General features: G+C 59.9%; 19 protein-coding genes. 12 read left to right on the forward strand and 7 right to left on the reverse strand.

What is annotated here, in order from left to right; translation table 11 throughout:
- Positions 1–32: 32 nt before the first annotated feature.
- Positions 33–434, forward strand: coding sequence for a hypothetical protein (locus ACN0WW_RS12855; protein ID WP_417613116.1), 402 nt, complete (start codon positions 33–35; stop codon positions 432–434).
- Here ACN0WW_RS12855 and ACN0WW_RS12860 read toward each other — a convergent pair.
- The 3 genes from ACN0WW_RS12860 to ACN0WW_RS12870 are packed head-to-tail and all read right to left on the reverse strand — an operon-like array spanning position 425 to position 3494.
- On the reverse strand, positions 425–1474 hold the full coding sequence (locus ACN0WW_RS12860; RefSeq protein ID WP_417613118.1) for a glutathione synthase: 1050 nt from the start codon (positions 1472–1474) through the stop codon (positions 425–427). The two genes, ACN0WW_RS12855 and ACN0WW_RS12860, sit on opposite strands and share 10 nt — an antisense overlap.
- Positions 1471–2697, reverse strand: a complete 1227-nt coding sequence (locus ACN0WW_RS12865) for a tyrosine/phenylalanine carboxypeptidase domain-containing protein (RefSeq protein WP_417613120.1) — start codon at positions 2695–2697, stop codon at positions 1471–1473. The genes ACN0WW_RS12860 and ACN0WW_RS12865 overlap by 4 nt, the downstream gene beginning before the upstream one ends.
- Positions 2676–3494 carry an N-formylglutamate amidohydrolase gene (locus tag ACN0WW_RS12870; protein WP_417613122.1) on the reverse strand — a complete coding sequence of 273 codons (819 nt, stop codon included), beginning with the start codon at positions 3492–3494 and terminating at the stop codon, positions 2676–2678. Before ACN0WW_RS12870 ends, ACN0WW_RS12865 begins: the two co-directional genes overlap by 22 nt.
- Positions 3495–3763: 269 nt before the next feature.
- Here ACN0WW_RS12870 and ACN0WW_RS12875 point away from each other — a divergent pair, with 269 nt between their 5' ends.
- From ACN0WW_RS12875 to ACN0WW_RS12890, 4 genes are all read left to right on the forward strand, one after another.
- Positions 3764–4105 carry a hypothetical protein gene (locus ACN0WW_RS12875; protein ID WP_417613124.1) on the forward strand — a complete coding sequence of 114 codons (342 nt, stop codon included), beginning with the start codon at positions 3764–3766 and terminating at the stop codon, positions 4103–4105.
- A gap of 101 nt (positions 4106–4206) precedes the next feature.
- Positions 4207–4617, forward strand: coding sequence for a DUF2946 family protein (locus tag ACN0WW_RS12880; RefSeq protein ID WP_417613126.1), 411 nt, complete (start codon positions 4207–4209; stop codon positions 4615–4617).
- 70 nt (positions 4618–4687) lie between these two features.
- The gene (locus tag ACN0WW_RS12885) at positions 4688–6862 is read left to right on the forward strand and encodes a TonB-dependent siderophore receptor (protein WP_417613128.1); all 2175 of its coding nucleotides are present in this window, start codon (positions 4688–4690) and stop codon (positions 6860–6862) included.
- Entirely contained in the window at positions 6859–7671 is an 813-nt protein-coding gene (locus ACN0WW_RS12890; RefSeq protein ID WP_417613130.1) for a DJ-1/PfpI family protein, read from the forward strand. The genes ACN0WW_RS12885 and ACN0WW_RS12890 overlap by 4 nt, the downstream gene beginning before the upstream one ends.
- An 87-nt stretch (positions 7672–7758) precedes the next feature.
- Here ACN0WW_RS12890 and ACN0WW_RS12895 read toward each other — a convergent pair whose 3' ends face one another.
- A complete protein-coding gene (locus ACN0WW_RS12895; RefSeq protein ID WP_417613132.1) occupies positions 7759–8853 on the reverse strand; it encodes a mechanosensitive ion channel family protein in 1095 nt (364 codons plus the stop codon).
- Positions 8854–9311: 458 nt separating this feature from the next.
- Here ACN0WW_RS12895 and ACN0WW_RS12900 point away from each other — a divergent pair, with 458 nt between their 5' ends.
- The 3 genes from ACN0WW_RS12900 to ACN0WW_RS12910 are packed head-to-tail and all read left to right on the forward strand — an operon-like array spanning position 9312 to position 13026.
- Positions 9312–9974: a hypothetical protein gene (locus ACN0WW_RS12900; protein ID WP_417613134.1), complete on the forward strand. Its 663-nt coding sequence runs from the start codon at positions 9312–9314 to the stop codon at positions 9972–9974.
- Positions 9971–10720 (forward strand): hypothetical protein, encoded by a 750-nt coding sequence (locus tag ACN0WW_RS12905; protein ID WP_417613136.1) that lies wholly within the window; start codon positions 9971–9973, stop codon positions 10718–10720. Before ACN0WW_RS12900 ends, ACN0WW_RS12905 begins: the two co-directional genes overlap by 4 nt.
- The gene (locus ACN0WW_RS12910) at positions 10717–13026 is read left to right on the forward strand and encodes an ankyrin repeat domain-containing protein (protein WP_417613138.1); all 2310 of its coding nucleotides are present in this window, start codon (positions 10717–10719) and stop codon (positions 13024–13026) included. The genes ACN0WW_RS12905 and ACN0WW_RS12910 overlap by 4 nt, the downstream gene beginning before the upstream one ends.
- A gap of 170 nt (positions 13027–13196) precedes the next feature.
- Here the strand turns inward: ACN0WW_RS12910 and ACN0WW_RS12915 are convergent, their stop codons facing one another.
- Entirely contained in the window at positions 13197–14999 is a 1803-nt protein-coding gene (locus ACN0WW_RS12915; protein WP_417613140.1) for a diguanylate cyclase, read from the reverse strand.
- A 140-nt stretch (positions 15000–15139) separates the two neighbouring features.
- The gene (locus ACN0WW_RS12920; protein ID WP_417613142.1) at positions 15140–16243 is read right to left on the reverse strand and encodes an AI-2E family transporter; all 1104 of its coding nucleotides are present in this window, start codon (positions 16241–16243) and stop codon (positions 15140–15142) included.
- A 161-nt stretch (positions 16244–16404) separates the two neighbouring features.
- Here ACN0WW_RS12920 and ACN0WW_RS12925 point away from each other — a divergent pair, with 161 nt between their 5' ends.
- The 3 genes from ACN0WW_RS12925 to glnA all read left to right on the forward strand — a co-directional run bounded on the left by ACN0WW_RS12925 (position 16405) and on the right by glnA (position 20586).
- Positions 16405–18528: a PQQ-dependent dehydrogenase, methanol/ethanol family gene (locus tag ACN0WW_RS12925; protein WP_417613144.1), complete on the forward strand. Its 2124-nt coding sequence runs from the start codon at positions 16405–16407 to the stop codon at positions 18526–18528.
- 254 nt (positions 18529–18782) lie between these two features.
- Positions 18783–19121, forward strand: a complete 339-nt coding sequence (locus tag ACN0WW_RS12930) for a P-II family nitrogen regulator (protein ID WP_417613146.1) — start codon at positions 18783–18785, stop codon at positions 19119–19121.
- Between the two features lie 52 nt (positions 19122–19173).
- Complete coding sequence (gene glnA, locus ACN0WW_RS12935; protein ID WP_417613148.1) at positions 19174–20586, forward strand: type I glutamate--ammonia ligase; 1413 nt, start codon at positions 19174–19176, stop codon at positions 20584–20586.
- 9 nt (positions 20587–20595) lie between these two features.
- Here the strand turns inward: glnA and ACN0WW_RS12940 are convergent, their stop codons facing one another.
- Positions 20596–20754 carry a hypothetical protein gene (locus ACN0WW_RS12940; protein WP_417613150.1) on the reverse strand — a complete coding sequence of 53 codons (159 nt, stop codon included), beginning with the start codon at positions 20752–20754 and terminating at the stop codon, positions 20596–20598.
- 36 nt (positions 20755–20790) lie between these two features.
- Between ACN0WW_RS12940 and ACN0WW_RS12945 the strand changes: the two genes are divergently transcribed.
- The gene (locus ACN0WW_RS12945) at positions 20791–23070 is read left to right on the forward strand and encodes a TonB-dependent receptor (RefSeq protein ID WP_417613152.1); all 2280 of its coding nucleotides are present in this window, start codon (positions 20791–20793) and stop codon (positions 23068–23070) included.
- Position 23071: the final 1 nt, after the last annotated feature.

Below are 23071 nucleotides of genomic sequence, written 5' to 3' on the forward strand. Positions count from 1 at the left end.
AACAGCACCCTTTCATCTTCATCGGGTGATCCTTGGAAAGTACACCGGCACAGCAACCCTCAAAAATGCTGCTCAAAATCCATGCTTTGATGCAGCACGCGCGCTACAAGCAACTGATCGTCCATAGCCCTGTCAAAGACAACATGCGCCTACCGGCAGATGCGGCGCATGCCGGGGGCTACTTCATCGGCGCGGCGGCCGAACTGCAGGTGGGCGAGCAGGGAGCGCGTGCAGCTGGCCGAGATCCCGGCGAGCGTGCTAGATGCCGCATTCGACGATGGTGTAATCGGCTATTTCGGACAGATAAATTGCGATGCACCTTCTCAGGCGCAGCTCAGACATGGGCGGCCCGGTCTTCGATGGGTTTCCAGATTGAACCCGGCGGCTGGTCGCTAATGCCGTTAGTCGTCCCCGGCGTCGATCTTCAGCTGTAGCTCATTGCGATGCGCCGGTTGGTCAGTTTCCCGCCATATTGTTTCTGCAGGAGAACCTTATGTTCCATGTCGTCGAGTATCGCGCCGGAGAAATCGACGCCACATTCGTCTTCCATATAATTCAGCCCGCCAGGCGTATCGACATTGATCTCCATCATCTTGTTGCCCACAATGTCGAGGCCACAAAAATACATGCCGTCGGCAATCAGCTTGGGCGCCGCGAGACTGGCGACTTTCAGCATCTCTTCGGTCGGCGCAATCATCTTGGAACCGCCGCCGGCCGATATGTTGGAGCGATGATCGTCGGTCTGGCTGAACCGGTGGAGACAGGCATAGGTGCCGTCGACCTGCAGCGGCTTTCCGTTGATCGTAATCATGCGGACATCGCCATCCGCTGCGGCGGGTAGATATTCCTGCACAATCGCATAGCCATCCCGGGTCACGGCTTCGACGATCTGGTTGAGATTCTGCTTGTTATTGTCATCGATGATGAACACGCCTTGCCCGCCGGAGCCCTGAAGCGGCTTTATCACCGCCTTGCCGCCCTGATCTTCGACAAATTTCCGCACTTCGTTTTCTTCGCGGGTGATGCAGGTTGTCGGGCGCAAGGCCTCCGGAAAATGCTGGAAATAGGTCTTGTTGACGGCATCGGTCAAATGACCGGGGTCATTGAGGACGATCACCCCCTGGGCTGCGGCAAGTTGCGCGAACAACAAGGCGGAAGGCGGGGCCCAGCTGCGGTCGGTCAGCTCTTCGGCAGGATCGGAGCGCAGCATCATGATATCATAGTCGCCGACCGAAATTCTCTGCTTTTCCCCGCCATCCTGCAGATGCGCGAGAAAGGTGGTGTCCGATTTGAATTTCTTCTGCTCCGAGACAGTGGCCATCGCGCAGATGCTGCCATCGGAATCATAAATGAAATCGCCGAGGCTGATCAACGCGACCTCATGGCCCCGGGCGACGGCTTTGCGCCCCAGCCTGATCGTCGTGTAGTCGTCTTTTTCGGTGGCGATATTGTTGATGACGAAGATGATTTTCATGGCGCGGGGTGCTCCTGGTAGAGGGCGGTGATATCCATATTGCGGACGTTCTCCAGCCGCTGGACAGCGCGCGGCTTGCTTATATAGCGAGGCAGTAATGCGGGCGGAACGAGCATGCCGCGTTCCAGCAGTTTTTCCAGTATCGGCAGCTGCTTGAGGGCAAATTTGCCGATAAACAGCGTTTCGAAGTCGCCGCCATGGTGGAGATAGGCCAGAAGCTCGACCAGACCTTTCAGATATAAGGCATCCTTGGTCAGCCCGCCGCCGCGCACCGCGCGGATGGCGGTGTCAAAGGAGCGGAATTTGTCGAAGCCAAATTCGTCATTCAAGCGCGCGAAAATTTGCACGACCGGCACTTCATTGACCGCCATGTCGGCAGCGACAACGCGCGCAGCCAGCATTCTCAGTCGTTCGGGCGGCAGATAGCCGGACAGATACTCGCCCATTACCGCCAGACCTTCCTGCAGGGCATCATAGTCGGGCAGACCGCACCGCAAGACGTTCAGCGGCTGGCGCTTGCCATTATGCCAGGTGACGGAGTGGGTACCAATTTCATGTTGAATGAGCGGATCGATCCGCGCTTTCGCTGTACGGTAATCATGCGCGACATATAGATCGCCACTGGAGGTAAACAGCGTACCGCCGCTGTTCGGGTTCACTTTTACTTGAAACCCGAAATCGGGATCCTGCCCGTGATAATATTCCATTTCGAGCGCGGCAGCTTTGACAAAATCCTCTGCGCTGCTGTCCCTAGGTGCGGTTTCGATTTGCGGAACCTGTTCGAGTATCCGGAGCGCATCATCGAGCAGCGTGCTGTCAACGGCGCCAAACAGGTCGATACTCGCGATGATGATACCGTCGCGTGCGCGCATGCGGACCAATTCTATCTGGCGGTCAATTTCGCGTTGCTTCTCGATCAGCAATGTTTCGATCAACGGATCATCGATATCATGCACCGGCAATCCCAGTAATTTCCGGCGCAATGCTTCCAGGTCGATATCCACGTCCTGATATTCCAGTGCCGGCATGGCGTTGTAATTGCTCTCGCAAAAGGCATCCCACAGAGCGCCCATGTTGCTCGGGGTCAGCCGCGTGAGCCAGTCCAGTTCCGCGTCCAGTTCAACCAGCGTCTGATCAATAGCTTCGGCGGGGCCGGACATTGCAAAGCCAGACGAATTGTCTTTATGTTGAACCTGCGCGGTCATCGTGTCTCCTTCAGCCATGTGTCGGCTTCCTGAACTGCGGCCGTCAGCCCGGCACGCAGATGCTGCAAAGCCAGAATATTCGCGGTGTCGCCCCACTCGTCCATGAACACTTTCTTATATTCCAGGGTCATGACGCAGGCTTTTTCACCGTAGATATCAGCGAGCCATTCGGGGAAATTGCCGCCATCCGGAAAACGCTTGTTTTCGCGGACATCGGGCGTTTGTCCCAGCAAGGGAACACTGCGCAGCTTTTTCGTCATCCGCTCCAGAAGCTCGCCATAGACAGATTTGTCGAGGGTGGTGGCGCCGATATCAATATCGGGATTTTCAGGCCGTGGTTCGCGCTCCCCGTCAGGCCCGTTGCGGCGATGGTTATAGCTGTGCAAATCGAGTATCAGAATGCGGCCATATTCAGCGATCAGCTGATCACATTGCTTGCGCGCCATGTCGTAAAACGCGTCATGAATTAGCCGCGAGTTTTCCATCTGCTCCTCTGGCAGATCATCAGCCCAGATCTTCAGGCCCCACGTATCATCCGGATTGGCGGAAATGCAGCGGTCCCGTGCCCGGTTCAAATCGCATTCGAACCGAGAGCGGTTTGCACGGATCAGATTGTCGGCAACGGTCAGAAAATAATCGGTCATCGGATCTTCTTCGCGAAGACGATCTTTTTCCCCGATCGCGAGCCACGGCTGCAATTCCATTCGGATGTTATGACCGGCATGAATCGAAGTGACCAGAATTTGACCGCCACCGCATACCTGGTTCCAAGGCGGTCCGTTTTCCGGATCGTCGAGTAGGATATTTGGCGTCATCAATAGGTTAACTTGCGACCGCTCAAATGGTTCCACTTGCCGGCGCCGCCTGCCTTGTTATGGACCATCTACTGGCCTTTGTGCTGATGGTCTTTAACGGCATTTGGCCAACTGCAGATTCCGGTCAGCTTGTTGGCCGACCGGAATGTAACGATGGTTGGGCGCAAGCAGCGCATCAGGGTGTTTCGCTCCAGCCAGCTTTGTCTGGCAATATCGCATTCATCCTTCTACGCACTTTCCTCACCTCCCCTAAAACAGGTACTAGACCTATGGCCCGCAAACATTCGAAACATGGCGGCTATCGGGATCTGCAGCCCGAAGAAGACGAGGCTCCGCCAGAGATTCCGGCGTGCTGGCTGTGCGGCCGGCCGACAGGTACCACGATCGTCTGGCATCACCCGGTACCGAAAAGCCGGGGCGGGCGCGAGGTGGTGCCGATGCATCCGATCTGCCAGCAGATGTTGATCACCCAGTTCACCAACAGCGAGCTGCAGCGCCACGGTATGGATGTCGAGGGGCTGCTCGCCGATCCGGCAGTGCGCAAATTTGTCGACTGGGTGGCGAAGAAGGACCCCGATTTCAACGCCACCATTGCAAAGAAGCCGCGCTGAGCGATCCGTCGCTTGATGGCTTTACATTGACGCTGCCGGCGTTGCGCCGCTGCAATTTTGCTGCTGACAGATCCGTCACCGGCCTATAGGGCCTTGCGCCTATGCAGTCCTTGCGCGCCCTGATTCGAGAGCATCTCTTCCTTGCCAAGGCGCTGATCGTGCTGGCGTTTTTCCTGAAAGCTGTCGTTCCCTCCGGATACATGGTCGCGGCTTCCGGGGACGGTTTCATGACCGTGACCATCTGTTCCGAGAGCACCGGCGGTATCAAGCAGATGCAGGTTGCCATTCCGGGCAAGGCGCCGGGCAGCGGTCATGCCGACGACGGCAAGCGGGGCGAGCATTGCGGCTTTTCCGGTCTTGCCAAGGTTGCCATGGGCGTGGCCGACCTCATTCTGCTGGCGGCCGCCTTTGCCTTTCTGCTGGTGCTCGGCCGGCTGCCGGTCACGCGCCTGCCCTTCCCGCTTTTATCCCATCTCCGCCCGCCATTGCGCGGACCACCGACAGCTGTCTGACAATCTAAGCTGATGTGTTGGTCCCACCGGCCCGCGCCCGCGGTGCGCGCCGGACTGTCGGAGAAATTCCATGTATTTAAATATGAAGCGCCCCCGTGGCCGCGCCCTCTTGTCTGTTCCCCGCGTCCTCAGACAATCCACCATCATCGCTCTGCTGGGCGGCGGTTGCCTGACTGCGCCCGCCTGGGCGGAGGATGATGAATCCGCCAGCGGCGACCGGTCGACGATCGTCGTCACCGGCCAGAATTTCGTCGCCGGAGACGAGATCAATGCCACCAAGGATGGCGGCGATATCCTGACCACACCGCAAGCGATATCGGTGGTCGAAGATGATTTTATCGAAGCGCTGAACCTGCGCACCGTGGCCGAGGCGCTAAACTACACATCCGGTGTGCGGTCGCAGAGTTTCGGCAGCGACACCCGGATCGAATATTACCAGATCCGCGGCTTTCGCAACGAGAACCTGTACAAAGACGGGCTGGTGCTGACCAATTCAGGTGCGTTCCTGTCCTGGGCGACACCGGCCGAGGGGATCGAACGGCTGGAAGTGCTGAAAGGCCCGTCCTCAGTGCTATACGGCGGCGGCAGCGCCGGGGGCATGGTCAATATCGTCAGCAAGCAGCCGGATGGTCGCAATCGCGCGGTCGTGAAGGTCGGAGCCGACGAATATGGCAGCTGGTACGGATCGGCGGATGTCGGCGCGTCCCTGTCGGATACGCTGGCGATCCGCGCCAACGCACTGGTCCGGCGGGGCGACACGCAGGTGGAGCTTGCCGAAGACAATCGCAGCTTCGGTGGGCTGGCGCTGGGCTGGACACCGTTGCCGGGCGTGAGCCTGACGATGCGCGGGAGCTATACAAGGGATCGGTCGCAGCGGCCGACCGGCTTTCTGCCCTATGCCGGCTTTGTCACTCCCCTGCCCGACGGGCGGCGGATACCGGTCGACCTGTTCGTCTCCGACCCGGCTGTGGACCGCTATGATCGCGATCAGACCGAAATCGGCTATACCCTGGAAACGCAGCTGAGCGATGCGGTGCGCTTCGTTTCGAACGGGCGCTATGCCGAGATCGACCTGATCTATGCGGGGCTGTACGGACAGTTTTCCGGCAATCCGGTGATTGAGGGTGACAAGGTCTATATCACCCGCGGCAATTCGTTTCAGGATGCCTGGCTCGACAATGTCACGGTCGACAATCACCTCGACGGCCGCTTTGCGACCGGGCCGCTCACGCATGTCGTGCTGGGCGGAATCGATTATGCCTGGTCGCAGACGCAAAGCGCGCAGGCGTCGGGCGGAGCACCCCGGCTGGACATATTCGATCCGGTCTATGGCGTGACGCTGTCGGCGCTGGGAGCACCGAATGTAACCGAACAGAAGCTGGGCCGGACCGGCCTGTATGTGCAGGATCGGATCACGCTGGGCAATCTGACCGGTCTGTTCTCGCTGCGGCACGACTGGATCAGTTCCACCAGCATCCGCAACGGCGGCCCTCCGACCCTGCAGGATGACGAGAAAACGACCTATCGCGCGGGACTGAGCTATCTGACCGGAAGCGGGCTGGCGCCATTTGTGAGCTACGCAACCTCGTTCACGCCGGTCTTCGGTATCGATCAGGCCAGCGGAACTGCTTATGCGCCGGAGACCGGTGAAGCCTGGGAAGCGGGGATAAAATATGAGGCCCGCGGTTTCCCGCTGCTGGCCACCGCCTCGCTGTTCTCGATCCGGCGCGACGGCGTGCTCACGGCAAATCCCGTCCCCGGCTTTCCGCGCAACCAGAGCCAGAGCGGACTGGTCCGCTCCCGCGGTGGCGAGATCGAGATCCAGACCCGGCCGCTGGAGACGCTGAACGTGACCGCTGCGCTCACCGTCTTTGATATCAAGAATATCGAGGGCGATCCCGCACTGATTGGGCTGGCACCACCGGCCGGTCCAGAGTTCTCGGCATCGGCTTTCGTCGACTATACCCTGCCAGAAGGCAGCTTCCTGCCGGGCCTGGGGTTCGGAGCCGGAGTCAGACACACTGGCAAGAGCTATGCCGATACCAGCAATAATCTGGTTGTCCCGTCCGCCACCGTGTTCGATGCCGCGCTGCATTACGACTTTGCGAACCTCAGGCTGGCGGCCAATGTGTCGAACCTTTTCAACAAGGCCTATGTTGCCGCCTGCCCGTCGGCCGGGACCTGCTATGCCGCTAACTTGCGCCGGGCTACGATCAGCCTCGCCTACCGCTTTGGAGACCAATGATGAAACTTGACCGACGCCAGATACTCGCCCTCGCTGCGCTTGCCGGAGCGACAGGAGCCATAGGTGCCCCTCCGGCTGCCGCGCATGACAAGACCGGTAAAATGCCGCCGATCCCGGAAGATGCGCCCAAGATCGCGATGCTGGTCTTCCCGCGGATGGTGGCGCTGGACCTGATAAACCCGATGACCATGTTCAAGATTGCACGGACCAACATCATGCTGGTCGGCAAGGACAAGCAGCCGGTCAACACCGATGTCGGATTGCCGATCGCGGCGACGCACAGCTTTGCCGACATACCCGATGACATCGATGTGCTGTTCGTGCCGGGCGGCACGATGGGGACGGTTGATGCGATGCGGGACCCGGAAACTCTGGAATTCGTCCGGCGGACGGGAGAACGGGCCAAATGGGTGACGAGCGTGTGCACCGGCAGCCTGCTTCTCGGGGCAGCCGGACTGTTGCGCGGCTATGATGCCACATCGCACTGGACGGTGACGCATCTGCTGCCGCAGCTCGGCGCGAACCATGTCGACGACCGCGTCGTCATCGACCGCAACCGGATGACCGGTGGCGGGGCGACGGCCGGACTCGACTTTGGCCTGTCTCTTGTGGCGCAGCTCGCCGACGAAGAAACCGCCAAGCGGGTTCAACTGATCCTGGAATATGCGCCGGCGCCACCCTTCGATAGCGGCACGCCCCAAGGAGCCGGGCCGGAACTGGTCGAGGCATTTCAGGCCGCTACCCCCTGGATGCAGGAGCAAACCCGGCTTGCGGTTGAGGAGGCTGCCAGGCGCTTACCCACTTCCTAGGCTTCCGCATCGACGGGAGGGGGGACAGCTAAGAACGCTTGGCGCCTCCCCCGTCTCGCGGTTCGGCGTCCCTCGCTTCCTGCGCGGCTAGTCGTCCCCGCGCACGGGAAACTCGGCCGATTCCTGCTGCGTGTTGAGGGCACGGATTGGATAAGGGATGACGATGCCTTCCTGCCGGTAGCGGGCGTGCAGCGCCTTGATGAATTCCGACTTGATGAAGAAGCGGTTGAAATATTCCTGGGCGCGCAGCATCACCGTGAAGTTGATGCTGGACTGGTCGAACGTGTGATAGACGACGAAGGTGTCGTAATCGGGAACGCCCCATTTGTGGGTCTTCAGAATGTGACGGGCAACCTCCAGAGTGATCTGCTCGACCAGTTCCAGATCCGAGTCATAATGGACACCGACCTCTACCGGGACAGACAGCTCTTTCGCCGGGTAATAATAATTGATCAGCTTCGACTGGGCGAGGACGCTGTTCGGCATGATGATGATATTGTTCGGCAGCATCTTGATCCAGGTCGAGCGCCAGCCGATTTTCTCGACAAAGCCCTGTTCCCCGGATTCCAGTTCGATGAAATCGCCGACCCGGATCGGCTTGTCGGCAATCAGCTGCACGCCGGAGAAGAAATTCTCCAGCGTCGGTTGCAGGGCCAGCGCGACGGCAAGCGAGGCAATCCCCAGCGAGGCAATGATCGGCGTGACCGAGATGCCCAGCGTCCCGAGCATCACCAGTATACCAATGCCCAGAATGGCGATGCGGATCGAACCTTTGATCAGGCTGTTGCTGTTTTTCAGCAGAGCGGATTTGTCGGAATAGCGGTCCAGCGATCCGATCGAAAGCCGGTCGAGAAAGACGATCAGCGCCAGAGTCAGCAGCAATTGCGCGGTGATCGCGCTGATCGACTCCAGCCGCTCGCCGCCCAAACCAAAATGATCCCACGCATGCTGAAGCAATACGAGCAGGAGCGCGACCACCACCATCGTCAGTGGCAGTCGCAGCGCTTCGACCATGATCGTGCTTTTGCCCGGCTGGCCGCCTGCCATCACTTTCGAGGCGGAGACCAGGATCAGATATCGGAGCGACCAGAGAATGGCGAAAGCGGTGGCGAGCAGCAGGGCAATGCAAACGGACGGTGGCAATCCGTTGAGAAACGAGAAAATATTGTCGATTTCTAGCATTGAGACGAAAGCATATCCTCATCTGCTGAACAGCGGATCGGCACAGCCATATCCGCCGGTCCATTGACCGTTGAAAAAATCTCTCCTCAATCGAAATCATTATTGGCGGGCCGTACCCGTCGTCTGAACCGAGCCTGCCGAGGCTCTGGCGGTAATCCGACCACGGCATGTGTCGGTCGGTCACCGGTCAAACCAGCTGCGTCATTGGGCCCAAAAGGACCGAACTGTCGGCAAGGCTACACCGGCAGCTTGTCCCTGTCAAACCGGCCACCGGCAAAGCGCCGGGCCAGCGGGAACCAATGGCATAAATAGCATTCGACTTGCGGGCGAACAGAGCCATCGCGGCAAAAGTCCGGCTTGATCGTCGAGCCGCGCCACGCCCCTGTCCGTTTCTGTCAAGTTGACAAGTCACCCCCCTTCTGCCGTATTAAGTCATTGAAGTAACGGGGGGATTCGGGGTGAAATTATTGCAAATTCTTGTGGCTGCGGCGCTCAGCCTGAGCCTGGCGGCGCCGGTACAGGCACAGGATCCGATGGTGCCGGTCCATGCGATGCGCCATGCGCAAAAGGGTGATGTCGAAGCGATGCGCGCCCTGCTCGCCGAAAATCCCGACTATGTGATGCAATCGTCTCTGACGACCGATGTGCGGGCTATTACCGAACTTCTCGGCATGGCGGCCATCGCCCCGAATGCAAGTCTCGCTATGATCGAGCTGCTGGTGGAAGCTGGGGCTGATCCCGATGCCCGCCCGGTGCTGTCGAACGGCCAGCCGGCGCTGACCCCGCTGCTCTATGCGCTCGCCGGCACGGTCTATGACCGGCCGGAAGGTGAGAAGATGTTCCGCGATCAGGTGAAGCTGGGGTCCATCCCCGATGTGCGCGCGACGCCGGAGGAGCGGCTGCGCATAGTCCAGTATCTGATCGACAATGGCGCGGACCCGACGAGCAAGATGGCAATGTCCAACGCGATGGTTGCCGGTCCGGCCTATATCAAGCTGCTGGTCGCGGCGGGTGCCGATCCGAACCCGGTGAACGACAACGGCGTCTCCACGGCCGCGATTTTCCGCAAGACCCTGGAGCTGTACGAGAAGCGGCTTGCGCTGCTGGAGGCGCACCAATGAGCCGGCTCCGTTTGCGTCGCCGCCTGGCCGCTCTGACGGGTATCGCGGCGATTAGCTTGGCTGCGCCGGTTCATGCCCAGCAGGGCCCCTGTGTCAACGAGATGGCCGATATTCAGGACGCGCACGCGACCAAGGACCAATATCGCTATGGCGATGGTTCGCTGGAACTGCTCAACCTGTCAATGGCCGGGCGACTGACGGCGACCGGTCTTGCCGACCTGATCAAGCGCAAGCCGAAGCTGAAGGAGGCGGTGACCAAGGAAACCCACGGGACTACGCCGATCGGGTCGGTGTTCCTGTCTTGCCTGACCGCAGGCCAAGGGCCGTGCGGGATCGATGTGCTGGAACAACTGATCGGGCTCGGCGCCGACGTCAATAAGGAAGGTCCGGCCGGCGTGCGTCCGATTGACCAGCTGGTCTACGGTGACGGCTTTATTTTCGGGAATGCGGAGCTGGATCAATATCAGACTCCGGAAACGCTGGCAGGCTATTGCCTGCCGCGCCAGACAAGCCTGCCCGAACGGCTGGAGCGCCTGCGCTGGCTGATCGACCAGGGCGCGCGCAGCGGCAATATCAACCCGCTCGGGCAACCGATCATGATGGACGCTGTGAAGCTGGGACCGGACTATATGGCCGAGATGAAAAGGGCCGGGGCAACGCTGGGCAACAGCGTGGAACTGATGCGCAAGGAGATTGACCGCCTGAAGGCTTCGCTGGCAAGCATCGAGGCCGCAGGCGGCCAGTGAGGCGCCCGATAACACGCAATCTGCTGGCGATGGCCAGCGCATCTGCAGCGGCGCTGCTACCGTCCCTGGCCAGCGCCGAGCCGATCGACATGAGTATGGTGGTGCAGATCGCCCCGACGGTGGTCGCGCATCCCGAACTGAAAGGCGTGCCGGCAGGAAAGAATTCCGATGCGGCGTTCCGTGCGGCGGTCATGGCAGAGGTAGAGCGCCGGTTCAGCAACGTGGCGGAATTCTCTCCCGACCTGCCGGCAAGCAGCTTCATCCGCGCCCAGATGTTGCGCGGCCAATATGTGCCGACCGGGCGCTATATATTCCAGAACAAGGATCACGTCTGCGTAACGCTGACCTCGGAATTCATCACCCACAAGGGCACCGAGACCTGCGACAAAAATCTCGGCAAGGCTGTGCGCAAGTCGTTCGACCTGCTGGCCAGAGACCTGCAGCCGACATGGCGTGCGCGAGCGGCCAGCGGTCTGGTCTATGACTGGGCTTCGTTTCTCGAGTCTACGTCGCTTCGGACCGCATCCGGAGAAGCGGCGGGTTATGTCGGGGTAGCACCGACCGATCCCGCGCTTGCCATCAGCTACCGCGCCGATCCGAACGGTCAGATGGCGCGCAATGCCAGAAAGGGCGTGCGCGAACTGCTCGCCGGCTATTTTGCGGGTACCGCGAGCGGCGCGCCCAAGAAGATTTTCAAGACCGCGGACCTGATGGCGGTGATCCTGTCGGACAGCGCCAATATGGAGCGGCACCGGGCGATGCTGAACCAGCTGATAGACGACACGCCGTCCCGCTATCGTCTGTGGCCCTATATCATGATGCGGGCGGTGACGATCGGCGCGCCGGTCGACCTGATCCAGCGGATCGCGGCAAGGCGCTACGATTTTGCCGCCTTTACCGATCCGCGCGGCAATACCCCCCTGCACATTGCGCTGACCAATGGGGATTTGGCGTTGGCGGAACTGTTCGTGAAAGGCGGGGCGGATGTGAACGCGGCGAACAAGCAAGGCCATCTGCCGATCCACTTCGCCGCAATTTCAAGCGTCCCGCGGGGCGATTTTGCGCTGATAGACCTACTGCTGGATGCCGGTGCGAAAATAGACGGCACAGACCCCAATGGCGTGACGCCGGTGCTGGTGGCGATGCAGGCCCGCAACGAGACCGGACGCGGACTGGCGCTCGACGCGCTGCTCGAGGGATTCATGAGCCGCGGATGGGATCCGGCGGGGGCAGCCCCGCAGGTGAAGGCGGCGCCAATATATCTGGCTGTCGCCGGAGGGTCGGTGGAAGCGACGAAGCGGTTGCTGGCGACCGGTGTGGAGGCTGAGACGAAAATAGCTGGCCAGCCGCGCCTGCTCGACCTCGCGCTGGAGGAGGAGCATGCCGGTGTCGTCGCGGCGCTGCTGGCGGCAGGGGCCGACGGCAACCTCCCCGACGACAGCGGTCGCACGCCGCTGGACCGGGCCTATCCTGATCCGAGCCGTACGATGTCCAGCGCCCAGCGCAACCTGGTCCGCGTGCTGGTCGCCGGCGGGGCAGACCCTACCCGCACCGACGCCAGTGGGCGAACAGCCGAAATGCGTTACACTCAGGGCCGCGAGCGCTTTCTGGAGCGGCAGCGGCAGATCGCAGAACGCAAGGCGCGCGAAGAACGCGAGCGGCGTGAGCGGGCTGCGCGGGCCGAACGCAGGCGTCTGGCGGAGAAGCGCCGCAACCGGGTCGACTGGCTGGGCATGGCGTCGATGGTGCTCAGCGGTGTGGCGTCCGGGCTCAATGAATATAACAACCAGGTAAGGGCACAGAATATGGCGCGCGAACGCGCCCGCACCCGCGAGAATCTGGCCCGTATCGAACGACAGGCAAGCTGGAATCGCGAGCGCGAAGCCCGCAAAGCAAACCGCAATGGCAGCCGGGTACAGAACGCAGCGGGTTCGCGCCAGCGGGCGGCAGGATCCTCTTCTGCCGGAAGCAGGTCCGGCAGCGGGACCACATCCCAGAACAGCGCCCCGTCCCGGTCAGCATCATCGGGTTCATCCGGCAGCAGCCGGTCCCAGCCGCAGAATCCGTCGTCGATGCGTCTGGAGTTCTGCGGTCGCGATGCTGAGGATTCGCGGATGTTTCAGGAGATGCAGGCAGAGCTGAAACGCCTCTTTGCGATCGACGAAACCGGTATGTCCTTCAAGGAGAAATCAAAAATAACCGGACAGATGAACGCCGCGCACGGACGCTATGCCGCCTATGAGGAGCAGCGCCGGCGGGAATGCAATCCGGGCGGAACCAAACCGTCGCGGGTTATCCGCGAATAGGCCGGTGGCACGGAGCTAAACTGGCCGCCAACCGGTCAAACCAGCTGCGTCATAGGGGCCCGGAAGGCGGAGCCAGCGCCGAGGCTATACCGGTGGTTTCAGCAAGCAAAATGATGGACTCACCTATCCCTGTAATTTGGGGCCCGCGCAGCCTCTGCCCGGCCAGGCGATCAGGCCGCGTTCATGCGGTGCACCGCGGTCTCCACGCGATTGCGGCCGCTTGATTTGGCCTGCCGCAGCGCGTTGTCGGCCATTTTCACAAGATCTTCTGCGCCACAATGCTCGGGCAGACTGGCGACGCCAACCGACACGGTGATCGGCCCCAATTCGTCGCTGCCATATTGGATCCTGAGATCGCTGATCCGCTCCCGAATGTCCTCAGCGCGCGCCAAAGCCGCGTTGGACCCGACGCCCGGCATCAGCAGCACGAACTCTTCGCCGCCGTAGCGGAAGGCGGCCTTGTCGTCGCGCGTGAGATCCCGCAACGTGCTGCCCACCTCGCGCAGCACGGCGTCGCCGGCATCATGGCCAAAGCGATCGTTGAACTGTTTGAAATGATCAACATCGATCATCAGGCAACTTATCGGCTCGTTCAGTCGTTCGGCCTCGGCGAGTTCGTGTTTCAGCACCGCATCCAATTGCCTGCGGTTGGCAAGGCCCGTGAGCGGGTCAGCCATCGCCATCTCGCGCAGCGCGTCCCGCAAACGCATATTTGCCAGCGCCAAACCGATATTCTCGGAGAGCATGCGAAGCCGGATTTCAGGAACTTCGGCCATCTCTTCTTCCGGGTTGACCGGCTCAAAATAGAGCAATCCAAGCGTCTCCTGCTGGATAGTCAACGGAAGACAGATGGAATCGATCAGGGGATCATTACCAAGCTGCAGATGTTCGCAGGGGACGTCTACCGCCTTACCACCCGGCCGATGCGGCAGGCCGCGACGCAAGCCCCAACAGGACAGCGCCGAAAATTCGGATCGCGAATAGCCAGGCGAGAGCCAGGAGCAAGCCTCCACCATGGCGTTGCGCGATGCGTCGAGCAGGTAGAGCCGTCCGGCGAGGCCCGGCACGATTTCGGGGGCAAATCGCTGAATGACTTCCTTTAGATCAGCCATGCTGTCGCACCCCTGCATCCGCTGCGTCATCCGGGACAGCAAATCTCTGGTCAAACGCTCGGCGTCGCGCTCAACCTCAAGCCGCTGGCGCTCGATTGCGTTCTCGCGGTAAAGTTCGATAGCATCGGCCATATCCCCGATCTCGTCAATCTGATCATTGGTCGGCGCTTCAACTGTATAGTCCTGCTCGGCCAACCGCTTCACCACATCACTCAGTCGCACCACCGGTCGCAGCACGCGGCGTTTAAATATGAAGTATAACACAAACAAAAAGAGCAGGCCGGTCAAGGCAAGGACGATTTCCGATACCGTCTTCCATGCACGAGCAATTGCCGCCGCTTTTTTCACTTCAGCGCCAGTCCGCTCATCCAGCCGATACTGAAACCGATCAATCATCGCTTCGACCCGGTTGAGCTCTCGCTCATATTCGGCCCCGAACATGATTTGCCGGGCCCTGTCCGTATCACCGCTTTGTTGTGCCGCCAGCGCAGCAATTTGCTGAACGTGGAGGCTGTCGACCCAACGCAAGGCCTCTTCGAGCGACTTAAGTTCATCAGGTCCGGCCCCCGCGTCATCGACATCACGCAAGCGGTCTTCCACTTCCTTCAGCTCCGCTGCAGTCCGTTGGTAGACCGCGAGATGCGTGGGATCCTCGGTGATGACATATTGGCGCGCCTGTCCGGTCAGCGCAAAAGCGTCATGCTCCAGATTATGTGTTGCCTTGTCCAGCCGATAGCGCTGCGCTTCGGCAGCACGTTCCTGATCCAACGCGTTGGAAGCCATGAGCATCGTGGTGCCCGAGATTACGGTCAGGACTACTGTCGTACCATAAGCCCAGTTTGTAATAGTCGCTAATTTCATCACTACGTTCTAGCGTTTAATTACATCGGAAACGTTAATGGCGGCGCGGTGAAGCCGGTGTGGAGGGTTCCGGTGCATGCGACATCCAGCAGTCTGACCCGCCGGGCAGGATCGGAGGTTTTATTCCGGGCGCACTTGGCCTAGCTGCTGCCGCCGACTTCAACCGATTTGCCCAGTATCGCCTCGACATAGACGCGCTGCACCGTCACGAACAGCACGATGGTCAGCGGCGCAGCGAGCAGAACGCCGATGAAGCCGAACAGCAGGCCGCACGCCAGCACTGCGAACAGCAGCACCGCCGGCGGCACATTGACCGCCTGTTTCTGGATCATCGGTTGCAGAAAATTGCCCTGCAGCTGCTGGATTCCGAGGAACAACAGCACGGTCCACAGCGCGGTCATCGGCGAGACCGTGAAGGCGAGCAGCGCGGCCGGCACGCCGGCGATCACCGGACCGACCATCGGGATCACATCGAGCAGGCCGGCAACCACCGCCAGGCCACCGGCGGCAGGGACGCCCAGCAGTTCGAGACCGAGCCAGGTCAGCGCACCCACCACCAGCGAGGAGACCGCCTGGCCCATCATCCAGCCGCGCAGACCCTTGCCGCTGTCGTCGAGTGCTCTGGCGGTGGTCGGTTCTGCGCGAGCCGGCATCAGCATCAGCAGGCCGCGACGATAGGTTGCCGGATCGCTGGCGAGAAAGATCGCGCCAACAACGACCAGCACGAAATCGGCAATGCCGCTGCCCGCAGCGAGAGCGAAGCCACCAGCGCTGGACAGGATCCGGGATATGTCCTGGCTGCCGGTCTCGACCAGTTCGCGCGCCTTGTCACCCATGCCATATTGGTTGAGAAATTGCTCGACGCTCTGCACCGCTTGCGGAACGGTGGCGCGAATGGTTTCGAATTCGTTGGTGATTTGCGAGCCGAACAGCAGGAAGGCACCTGCGAACAAGGCGAACAGGCCGGTGACAGAGAGGGTCAGGCCAAGCCAGCGAGGCATGCCGGTGACGCGGCAAAGCCAGCTGGCAATCGCATCGAACACCGCGGCGATCACGACCGCCGCGAACACCAACAGGAAGAAGCGGATCAGCTCGACCGCAAGCCAGGCAAGACCGCCGATCGCAACGATGATCAGAACAGCAGTGGCTATCTCGCCAGCGCTGCTGCGGGTCGGCCGCGACGCGTCTGGTCCCGAACCGGGGGTTGTGTCGGATTTTTCTGGCGTGTCTGAATTATCTGGCATGACGCATATTAGCGAGCGAATGCGGCGGTGCAAGCCCGCAGCAAGGACAGCGGCGCTGGCCGACCGCCCCCCTCTATAACCCTTGACCAGCTGCTGCCTATTTAGCTAGTCAGTTAAATTACGCGGTCGGGTTACCGTCCGGTAGTTTTGGGAGACGGGTTATGCGCAGGCTGGGTTTGTTGTTGATGCCATTGATGCTGGTGGCTTGCGAAAGTCAGACCAGCGCGCCGGAAGCCCCGGAAGAGACGGTGGAAGCCGGTTGGAACAGCATCGGATTTGATGCCAAGGAACAACGCTACAGCCCGCTCGACCAGATCAATGACAGCAATGTGGACAAACTCGGCATCGCCTGGTTCAAGGATCTGCCCGATGCGCGCGGCCAGGAAGCGACCCCGATCGAGGTCGACGGCAAGCTGTATATATCCACCGCCTGGTCGAAGGTCTTTGCCTATGATGCCAAGTCCGGCGAAGAGCTGTGGTCCTATGACCCGGCGGTTGACGGCGCCAAAGCGGTTGATGCCTGCTGTGACGTGGTCAATCGCGGCGTCGCGATCAGTCGCGGCAAGCTGTTTTTCGGCACCATCGACGGTCGGCTGATCGCGCTCGACGCGAATACCGGCGCGCGCCTGTGGGAAACCCAGACCACCGACAACAGCAAGCCCTATACGATCACCGGCGCACCGCGCGTGGTCAAGAATATGGTGATTATTGGCAATGGCGGTGCCGAATTCGGCGTACGCGGCTATGTCTCCGCCTACGATACACGGGACGGGCAGCTGAAATGGCGTTTCTACACTGTGCCCAATCCGGAAGGAAAGCCGGATGGCGCAGCGAGCGACGAAATTTTCGCCAAAGCGGCAGCCCAGACCTGGGGCGATGGCGAGTGGAAGGAATCCGGCGGCGGCGGCACCGTATGGGACAGCATCGTCTATGACGAAGATCTCGACCAGCTCTATTTCGGCGTCGGCAACGGCAATCCCTGGAACCACGGTCTGCGCTCCGGCGGTGAAGGCGACAATCTGTTTCTGTCCTCGATCGTCGCGGTCAATCCCGATACCGGCAAATATCTCTGGCACTATCAGGAAACGCCGGCGGAAAGCTGGGACTATACCGCCACCCAGCATATCATCCAGACCGAAATGCCGATCGACGGCAAGATGCGCAAGGTGCTCTACCATGCCCCGAAGAATGGCTTTTTCTTCGTCATCGACCGGCTCGACGGCACGCTGATCAGCGCCGAACCCTTTGTTGAAGGGATCAACTGGGCGGAAGGCTATGACCTGACCACGGGCCGGCCGATCGAGAATCCCGACGCGCGTTTCTACAAGACCGGGAAGCCTTTTATTGCCATCCCGGGCGCTCTCGGCGCGCATAACTGGCATCCGATGAGCTACAATCCGAACACCGGGCTGGTCTATATTCCGGCGCAACAGATTCCGCAGGGCTATGAAGTGCCGGTCACGGAAATCGACAAGAAGCGCGAGCGGCTCGGTTTCAATGTCGGCATCGGCTGGTCGATAGCCCAGCTGCCCGATGACAAAGAGGTCTACAAGGCGGCGATTGCCGCGACCACCGGAAAGCTGGTCGCGTTCAATCCGAAAACCGGCAAGGTCCAGTGGAGCTTTGATTATCCGGCGGCTTGGAACGGCGGCACAATGACGACGGCGGGCAATCTGGTGTTCCAGGGCACCAGCACCGGTTTCTTCAAGGCCTATACGGCAGATACCGGAAAGGAACTGCTGCGCATGCCGATGCAATCGGGGATCGTCAGCGCGCCCTCCACCTATATGATTGACGGCGAGCAATATATTGCCTTCCTCACCAGCAAGGGCGGTGCCTTTCCGCTGGTCGCCGGGGTCGCTGGCGGAGTGACGCGGCAGGTCCCCAATATCCCGCGGCTGGTGGTGCTGAAGCTCGGCGGCAAGACGAAGCTGCCGCCGCTGCCGGACAAGGGCGAAATCACCTGGGACCCGCCAGCAGAGACCGGCACGCCGGAACAGATTGCTGCAGGCAAGGGACTGTATGGCCGCAACTGCATCGTCTGCCATGGCGACAGCGCGGTCGGCAACGGCTTTACGCCGGACCTGAGAATCAGCGGCGTTCTGGGCGACAAGGACGACTGGGCATCGGTGGTCACCAGCGGCTCCCTGAAACAGCACGGGATGGTCGGCTTTGCCTCGCAGCTCAGCCCCGAGCAGGTCGAGAATATCCGCCACTATGTGGTCAACCGCTCGAACTGGACCAAGGAGAACCTGCCGGAGATGACGGCACCGACCGTCCGCTGACTGTGGCGGGCGTTCGAGCGACGAATGACTGCCCAAATTATGGACATTTACCCCTGTAAATGCCTGTTTTTTGGGCGGCATTGTCAGCCGCTGGATTAACCATTAGCACTAGATCCAAGCATTCCGGTGATTCTGTTCACGAATCAATTCTGGCATGGTAATTGAAAGGAATCGGGCAATTGTGCCCGGCTGATGGCCGGCTCTTGCTATGCAAGGGGAATAGCCAGAGCAGAGGTACACGGGGACGTTTAAAAATGAAAAAAATAGAAGCGATAATCAAGCCGTTCAAGCTGGATGAAGTCAAGGAAGCGCTGCACGAAGTGGGCGTTTCCGGAATCACCGTCACCGAAGCCAAGGGCTTTGGTCGCCAGAAAGGCCATACCGAGCTGTATCGTGGCGCGGAATATGTCGTCGATTTCCTGCCGAAGGTGAAGCTGGAAGTGGTCGTCGAGGATGGTCTTGCAGACCGCACCGTCGAAGCGATTTCCGCCGCAGCCCAGACCGGTCGCATCGGTGACGGCAAGATTTTCGTCATTCCGGTTGAATCGGCGCTGCGCATCCGGACCGGAGAGCGCGACAACGACGCCATCTAGATTTTTCCTTTTCGCCAACAATCCAATCCAACAAGAACCAAGGGACCAAAATATGGGCAATTCAGCATCCGACATTACCAAAATGATCAAGGAAAACGATATCGAGTGGGTCGATGTCCGGTTCACCGATCCGCGCGGCAAATGGCAGCATCTGTCGATGTGCGCTGAGGTCATCGACGAAGATGTCCTGGAAGAAGGGTTCATGTTCGACGGCAGCTCGATTGAAGGCTGGAAAGCGATCAACGAGTCCGACATGATCCTGCGCCCCGACCTGGACGCGGTCTATATCGATCCGTTCTCCGCAACCCCGATGATGATCCTGGTATGCAACATCGTCGAACCGGGTGACGGTTCGCTCTACAGCCGCGATCCGCGCTCGACTGCGGTTCGGGCAGAAGCCTATCTGAAGTCGACCGGCATCGGCGACACCATCTATGTAGGACCGGAACCCGAGTTTTTCATGTTTGACGATGTCAAATTCGAAAACGGCTATGATCGCTCCAGCTTCCAGATCGACGATATCGAATTGCCGACCAACAGCGGTAAAACCTACGACGTCGGCAATATGGGCCACCGCCCGCGCGCCAAAGGCGGCTATTTCCCGGTTGCTCCGGTCGACAGCTGCATGGACATCCGCGCCGAAATGGTTGCGACCATGCTGGAAATGGGCTTGCCGATGGACAAGCATCATCATGAAGTCGCCTCGGCGCAGCACGAGCTTGGCATTACCTTTGGCACGCTGACCCAGACCTGCGACCGGACCCAGGTCTACAAATATGTCGTGCAGCAGGTTGCCCATGCCTATGGCAAGACCGCAACCTTCATGCCGAAGCCGATCAAGGACGACAACGGCAGCGGCATGCACACGCACATGTCGATCTGGAAAGATGGCAGCCCCCTGTTCGCGGGCAATGAATATGCCGGTCTGTCGGAAATGTGCCTCCACTATATCGGCGGCGTGATCAAACATGCCAAGGCGGTCAACGCCTTCTCCAACCCGACCACCAACAGCTACAAGCGACTGGTGCCGGGCTTTGAAGCACCGGTGTTGCTCGCTTATTCGAGCCGTAACCGTTCCGCATCCTGCCGTATTCCTTATGGCGCGGGTGACAAGGCGAAGCGCGTAGAGTTCCGCTTCCCCGATCCATTGGCCAACCCTTATCTGTCAGCGGCAGCCTTGCTGATGGCGGGTCTCGACGGCATCGAGAACAAGATCCACCCCGGCGACGCGATGGACAAGAATCTCTATGACCTGCCACCGGCAGAGCTGGCCGAAGTGCCGACTGTCTGCGGTTCGCTGCGCGAGGCGCTGGAAGCGCTGGAAGCAGATCACGAGTTCCTGCTCAAGGGCGATGTCTTCTCCAAGGACCAGATCGACGCCTATGCCGAACTGAAATGGGAAGAAGTCAGCCGCTGGGAAACCCAGCCGAGCCCGGTCGAATTCGACATGTATTATTCGAGCTGATACCAGCGATCAGATTGCAAACAGCAAGCCCGGGGCAAGCGATTGCTCCGGGCTTTTTTGCGTCTGGAGCTCGTGCGTGCGGCTGTGATCCGCACCGCCGTTCCGGCTGGCGCTCGCTATTTTAATAACAAATAACGTTGCACTGTTGACAATGATAATGATTATCAATAGCGCGCTCCTATCGCTAACTGATGGGGAATATTTGTGTCTGATTCTAAAGTCTCTCGCCGCGCCGCTTTCGGCACCGGTTCAATCGCCGCTGCCATGCTGATGGCGGTGCCCGGCACCGCCTTTGCCGCCGAGGATACAGGGGCTAACGAAGCCGCAGATGAACAGATTGTCGTCATCGGCAGAGGGGAAGAGATTGATCTGGCGACCATGCGGGGCCCCCTGATCGACGCACCACAGACCATCAATATCGTGGACAGAGAGGTTCTGGATGACCGGCAAGCGACGACGCTCGCCGATGCCCTGCGCAATGTCGCGGGCGTAACCACTGCGGTCGGTGAAGGCGGCACAGTCAATGGTGACCAGTTCTTCATTCGCGGTCAGGCAGCACGCGACGACATTTTTACCGATGGCCTGAGAGACTTCGGCGCCTTTACCCGCGATGCGTTTAATTATGAATCCGTGCAGGTGCTGAAAGGATCGTCCTCCACGGCATTGGGTCGCGGCGTATCCGGCGGAGCGATCAACACGCAATCGAAGCGGGCGCTTGCCGAAGACAGATATAGCTTCAATGTGGCAGGCGGAACCGATGATTATCTTCGCGGCACGGCGGATGCCAATCTGGCCCTGAGCGACAGCAGCGGTCTCCGGCTCAATCTCATGGGCCATACGGCCGACACGGCAGACCGGGACGATATCTATTCCAATCGCTTTGGTTTTGCTGCGGCGCTTGGCTTCGGGATCGGAAATGACACGAATTTCGACCTGATCTTTTTCCATCAGGATGAAGACAAGCGCGTGGATTACGGTGTGCCGATCATCCGCACCAGCGATCCGACCGATATCGAGCGGCCGGCGCCGGAATTCGGGGTACCGCGCTCCAACTTTTATGGCTTTGCTGCAGACCGCGACAAGGTCACGGTCAACACGCTGACGGCGCGCTTTGCCCATCAGGCCAATGACTGGATCAGCCTTACCAGCGACACCAAGGTTGGCGTGTACACGCGCGAATTCCGGCAGACGCCGACCAGTTGCAATGATGCCTGCGGTGATGCCCTGCTGGATGGTGATCCGCTCACCGTACCAACGGTTTCAGCGAGTGCACGCGGTCTTCAGGACCAAACGACACGCGGCATTCAGAATGTCTCTACCGCTCTGATCGAAAAATCTCTTGGCAGTCTGCGCAATGAGCTGATCATCGGCTGGGACGTTTCCTACCAGACCAACAAGCGTTCCGATACACAGCGGTCGGCCAGCACCGTGTCTCGGCCGCTGCTCAACCCGTCAGCGGTGGGAGCGCCTGTCTATCCTTCGGCAGTTTACCGGTTCCGCGATTCAGAAGCGACGGACATCTCGCTGTTCGTTGACGAGCGTTTGTGGCTGACACCTCAACTGTCGATCAACGCCGGCGTGCGCTATCAGCATTTCAAGACCAAACAGGATACGGTCGAGCTGACGGGTAGTCGCGGAGAAGCGCTAACGTCGTGCAACGGCGCCACCGGCAGCTTTACGACCTGCTTCACCCAGGCGGAAGCCACGAGTGACTTGTGGAGCCCGAAGGCGTCCATCATCTGGGAGCCATCAGACAATGCAAGCGTGTATCTGTCGTACAGCAAGGCTGCGGTGCCACCGGGCAATTCGCTCAGCAATGGTAGCCTGTCCACGCCTGCGGCCAATGGCGGTGTCGACAGAAATGACCTAGATCCCGAAAAGACCGAAACATTCGATCTGGGCGTAAAAGTGAATCTGTTCGGTAACAAGCTGCTGGTGCAAAGCGCGATCTATCAGATCAACCGCGACAATGCGCGAGAAGTCGATCCTGTTACCAACGTGACTGTCGTTTCTCGCGAACCGAAACAGCGCCTGCGCGGATTTGAACTGGGTGCCAGCGGGGCGGTAACTTCCGATCTGCTGCTGACGCTGAACTATTCCTATGTTGATGCGGAGATCACCGAAGCCTTCACGCGCTCCGGCGACCCGGATACCGCAGCTCTCGGACAGCAGGTTCGCTATGTACCGAAACATTCCGCTAGTCTGTGGGCGGCCTATAAGCCGGTGGGGGGAAGTCTGAAGGGTCTGGAAGTTGGCGTTGGCGGGAATTACCAGTCGAAAGTATTCCTCAACAGCCAGAATACGCAGGTCGCGCCATCCTATGTAGCGGTGGACGGGTTACTGGCCTATGATTTTGGAAATTACCGGATTGCAGTTAACGGTTATAATCTGACCAACAAGCTCTATTATTCGCAAGTGAACAGCAGCCGTGTTGTTCCTGCTGCTGGCCGGTCATTCCTGGCAAGCTTTGGAGTTTCGTTCTGAA

Source organism: Parasphingorhabdus sp. (assembly GCF_048269865.1).
Taxonomy (GTDB): domain Bacteria; phylum Pseudomonadota; class Alphaproteobacteria; order Sphingomonadales; family Sphingomonadaceae; genus Parasphingorhabdus.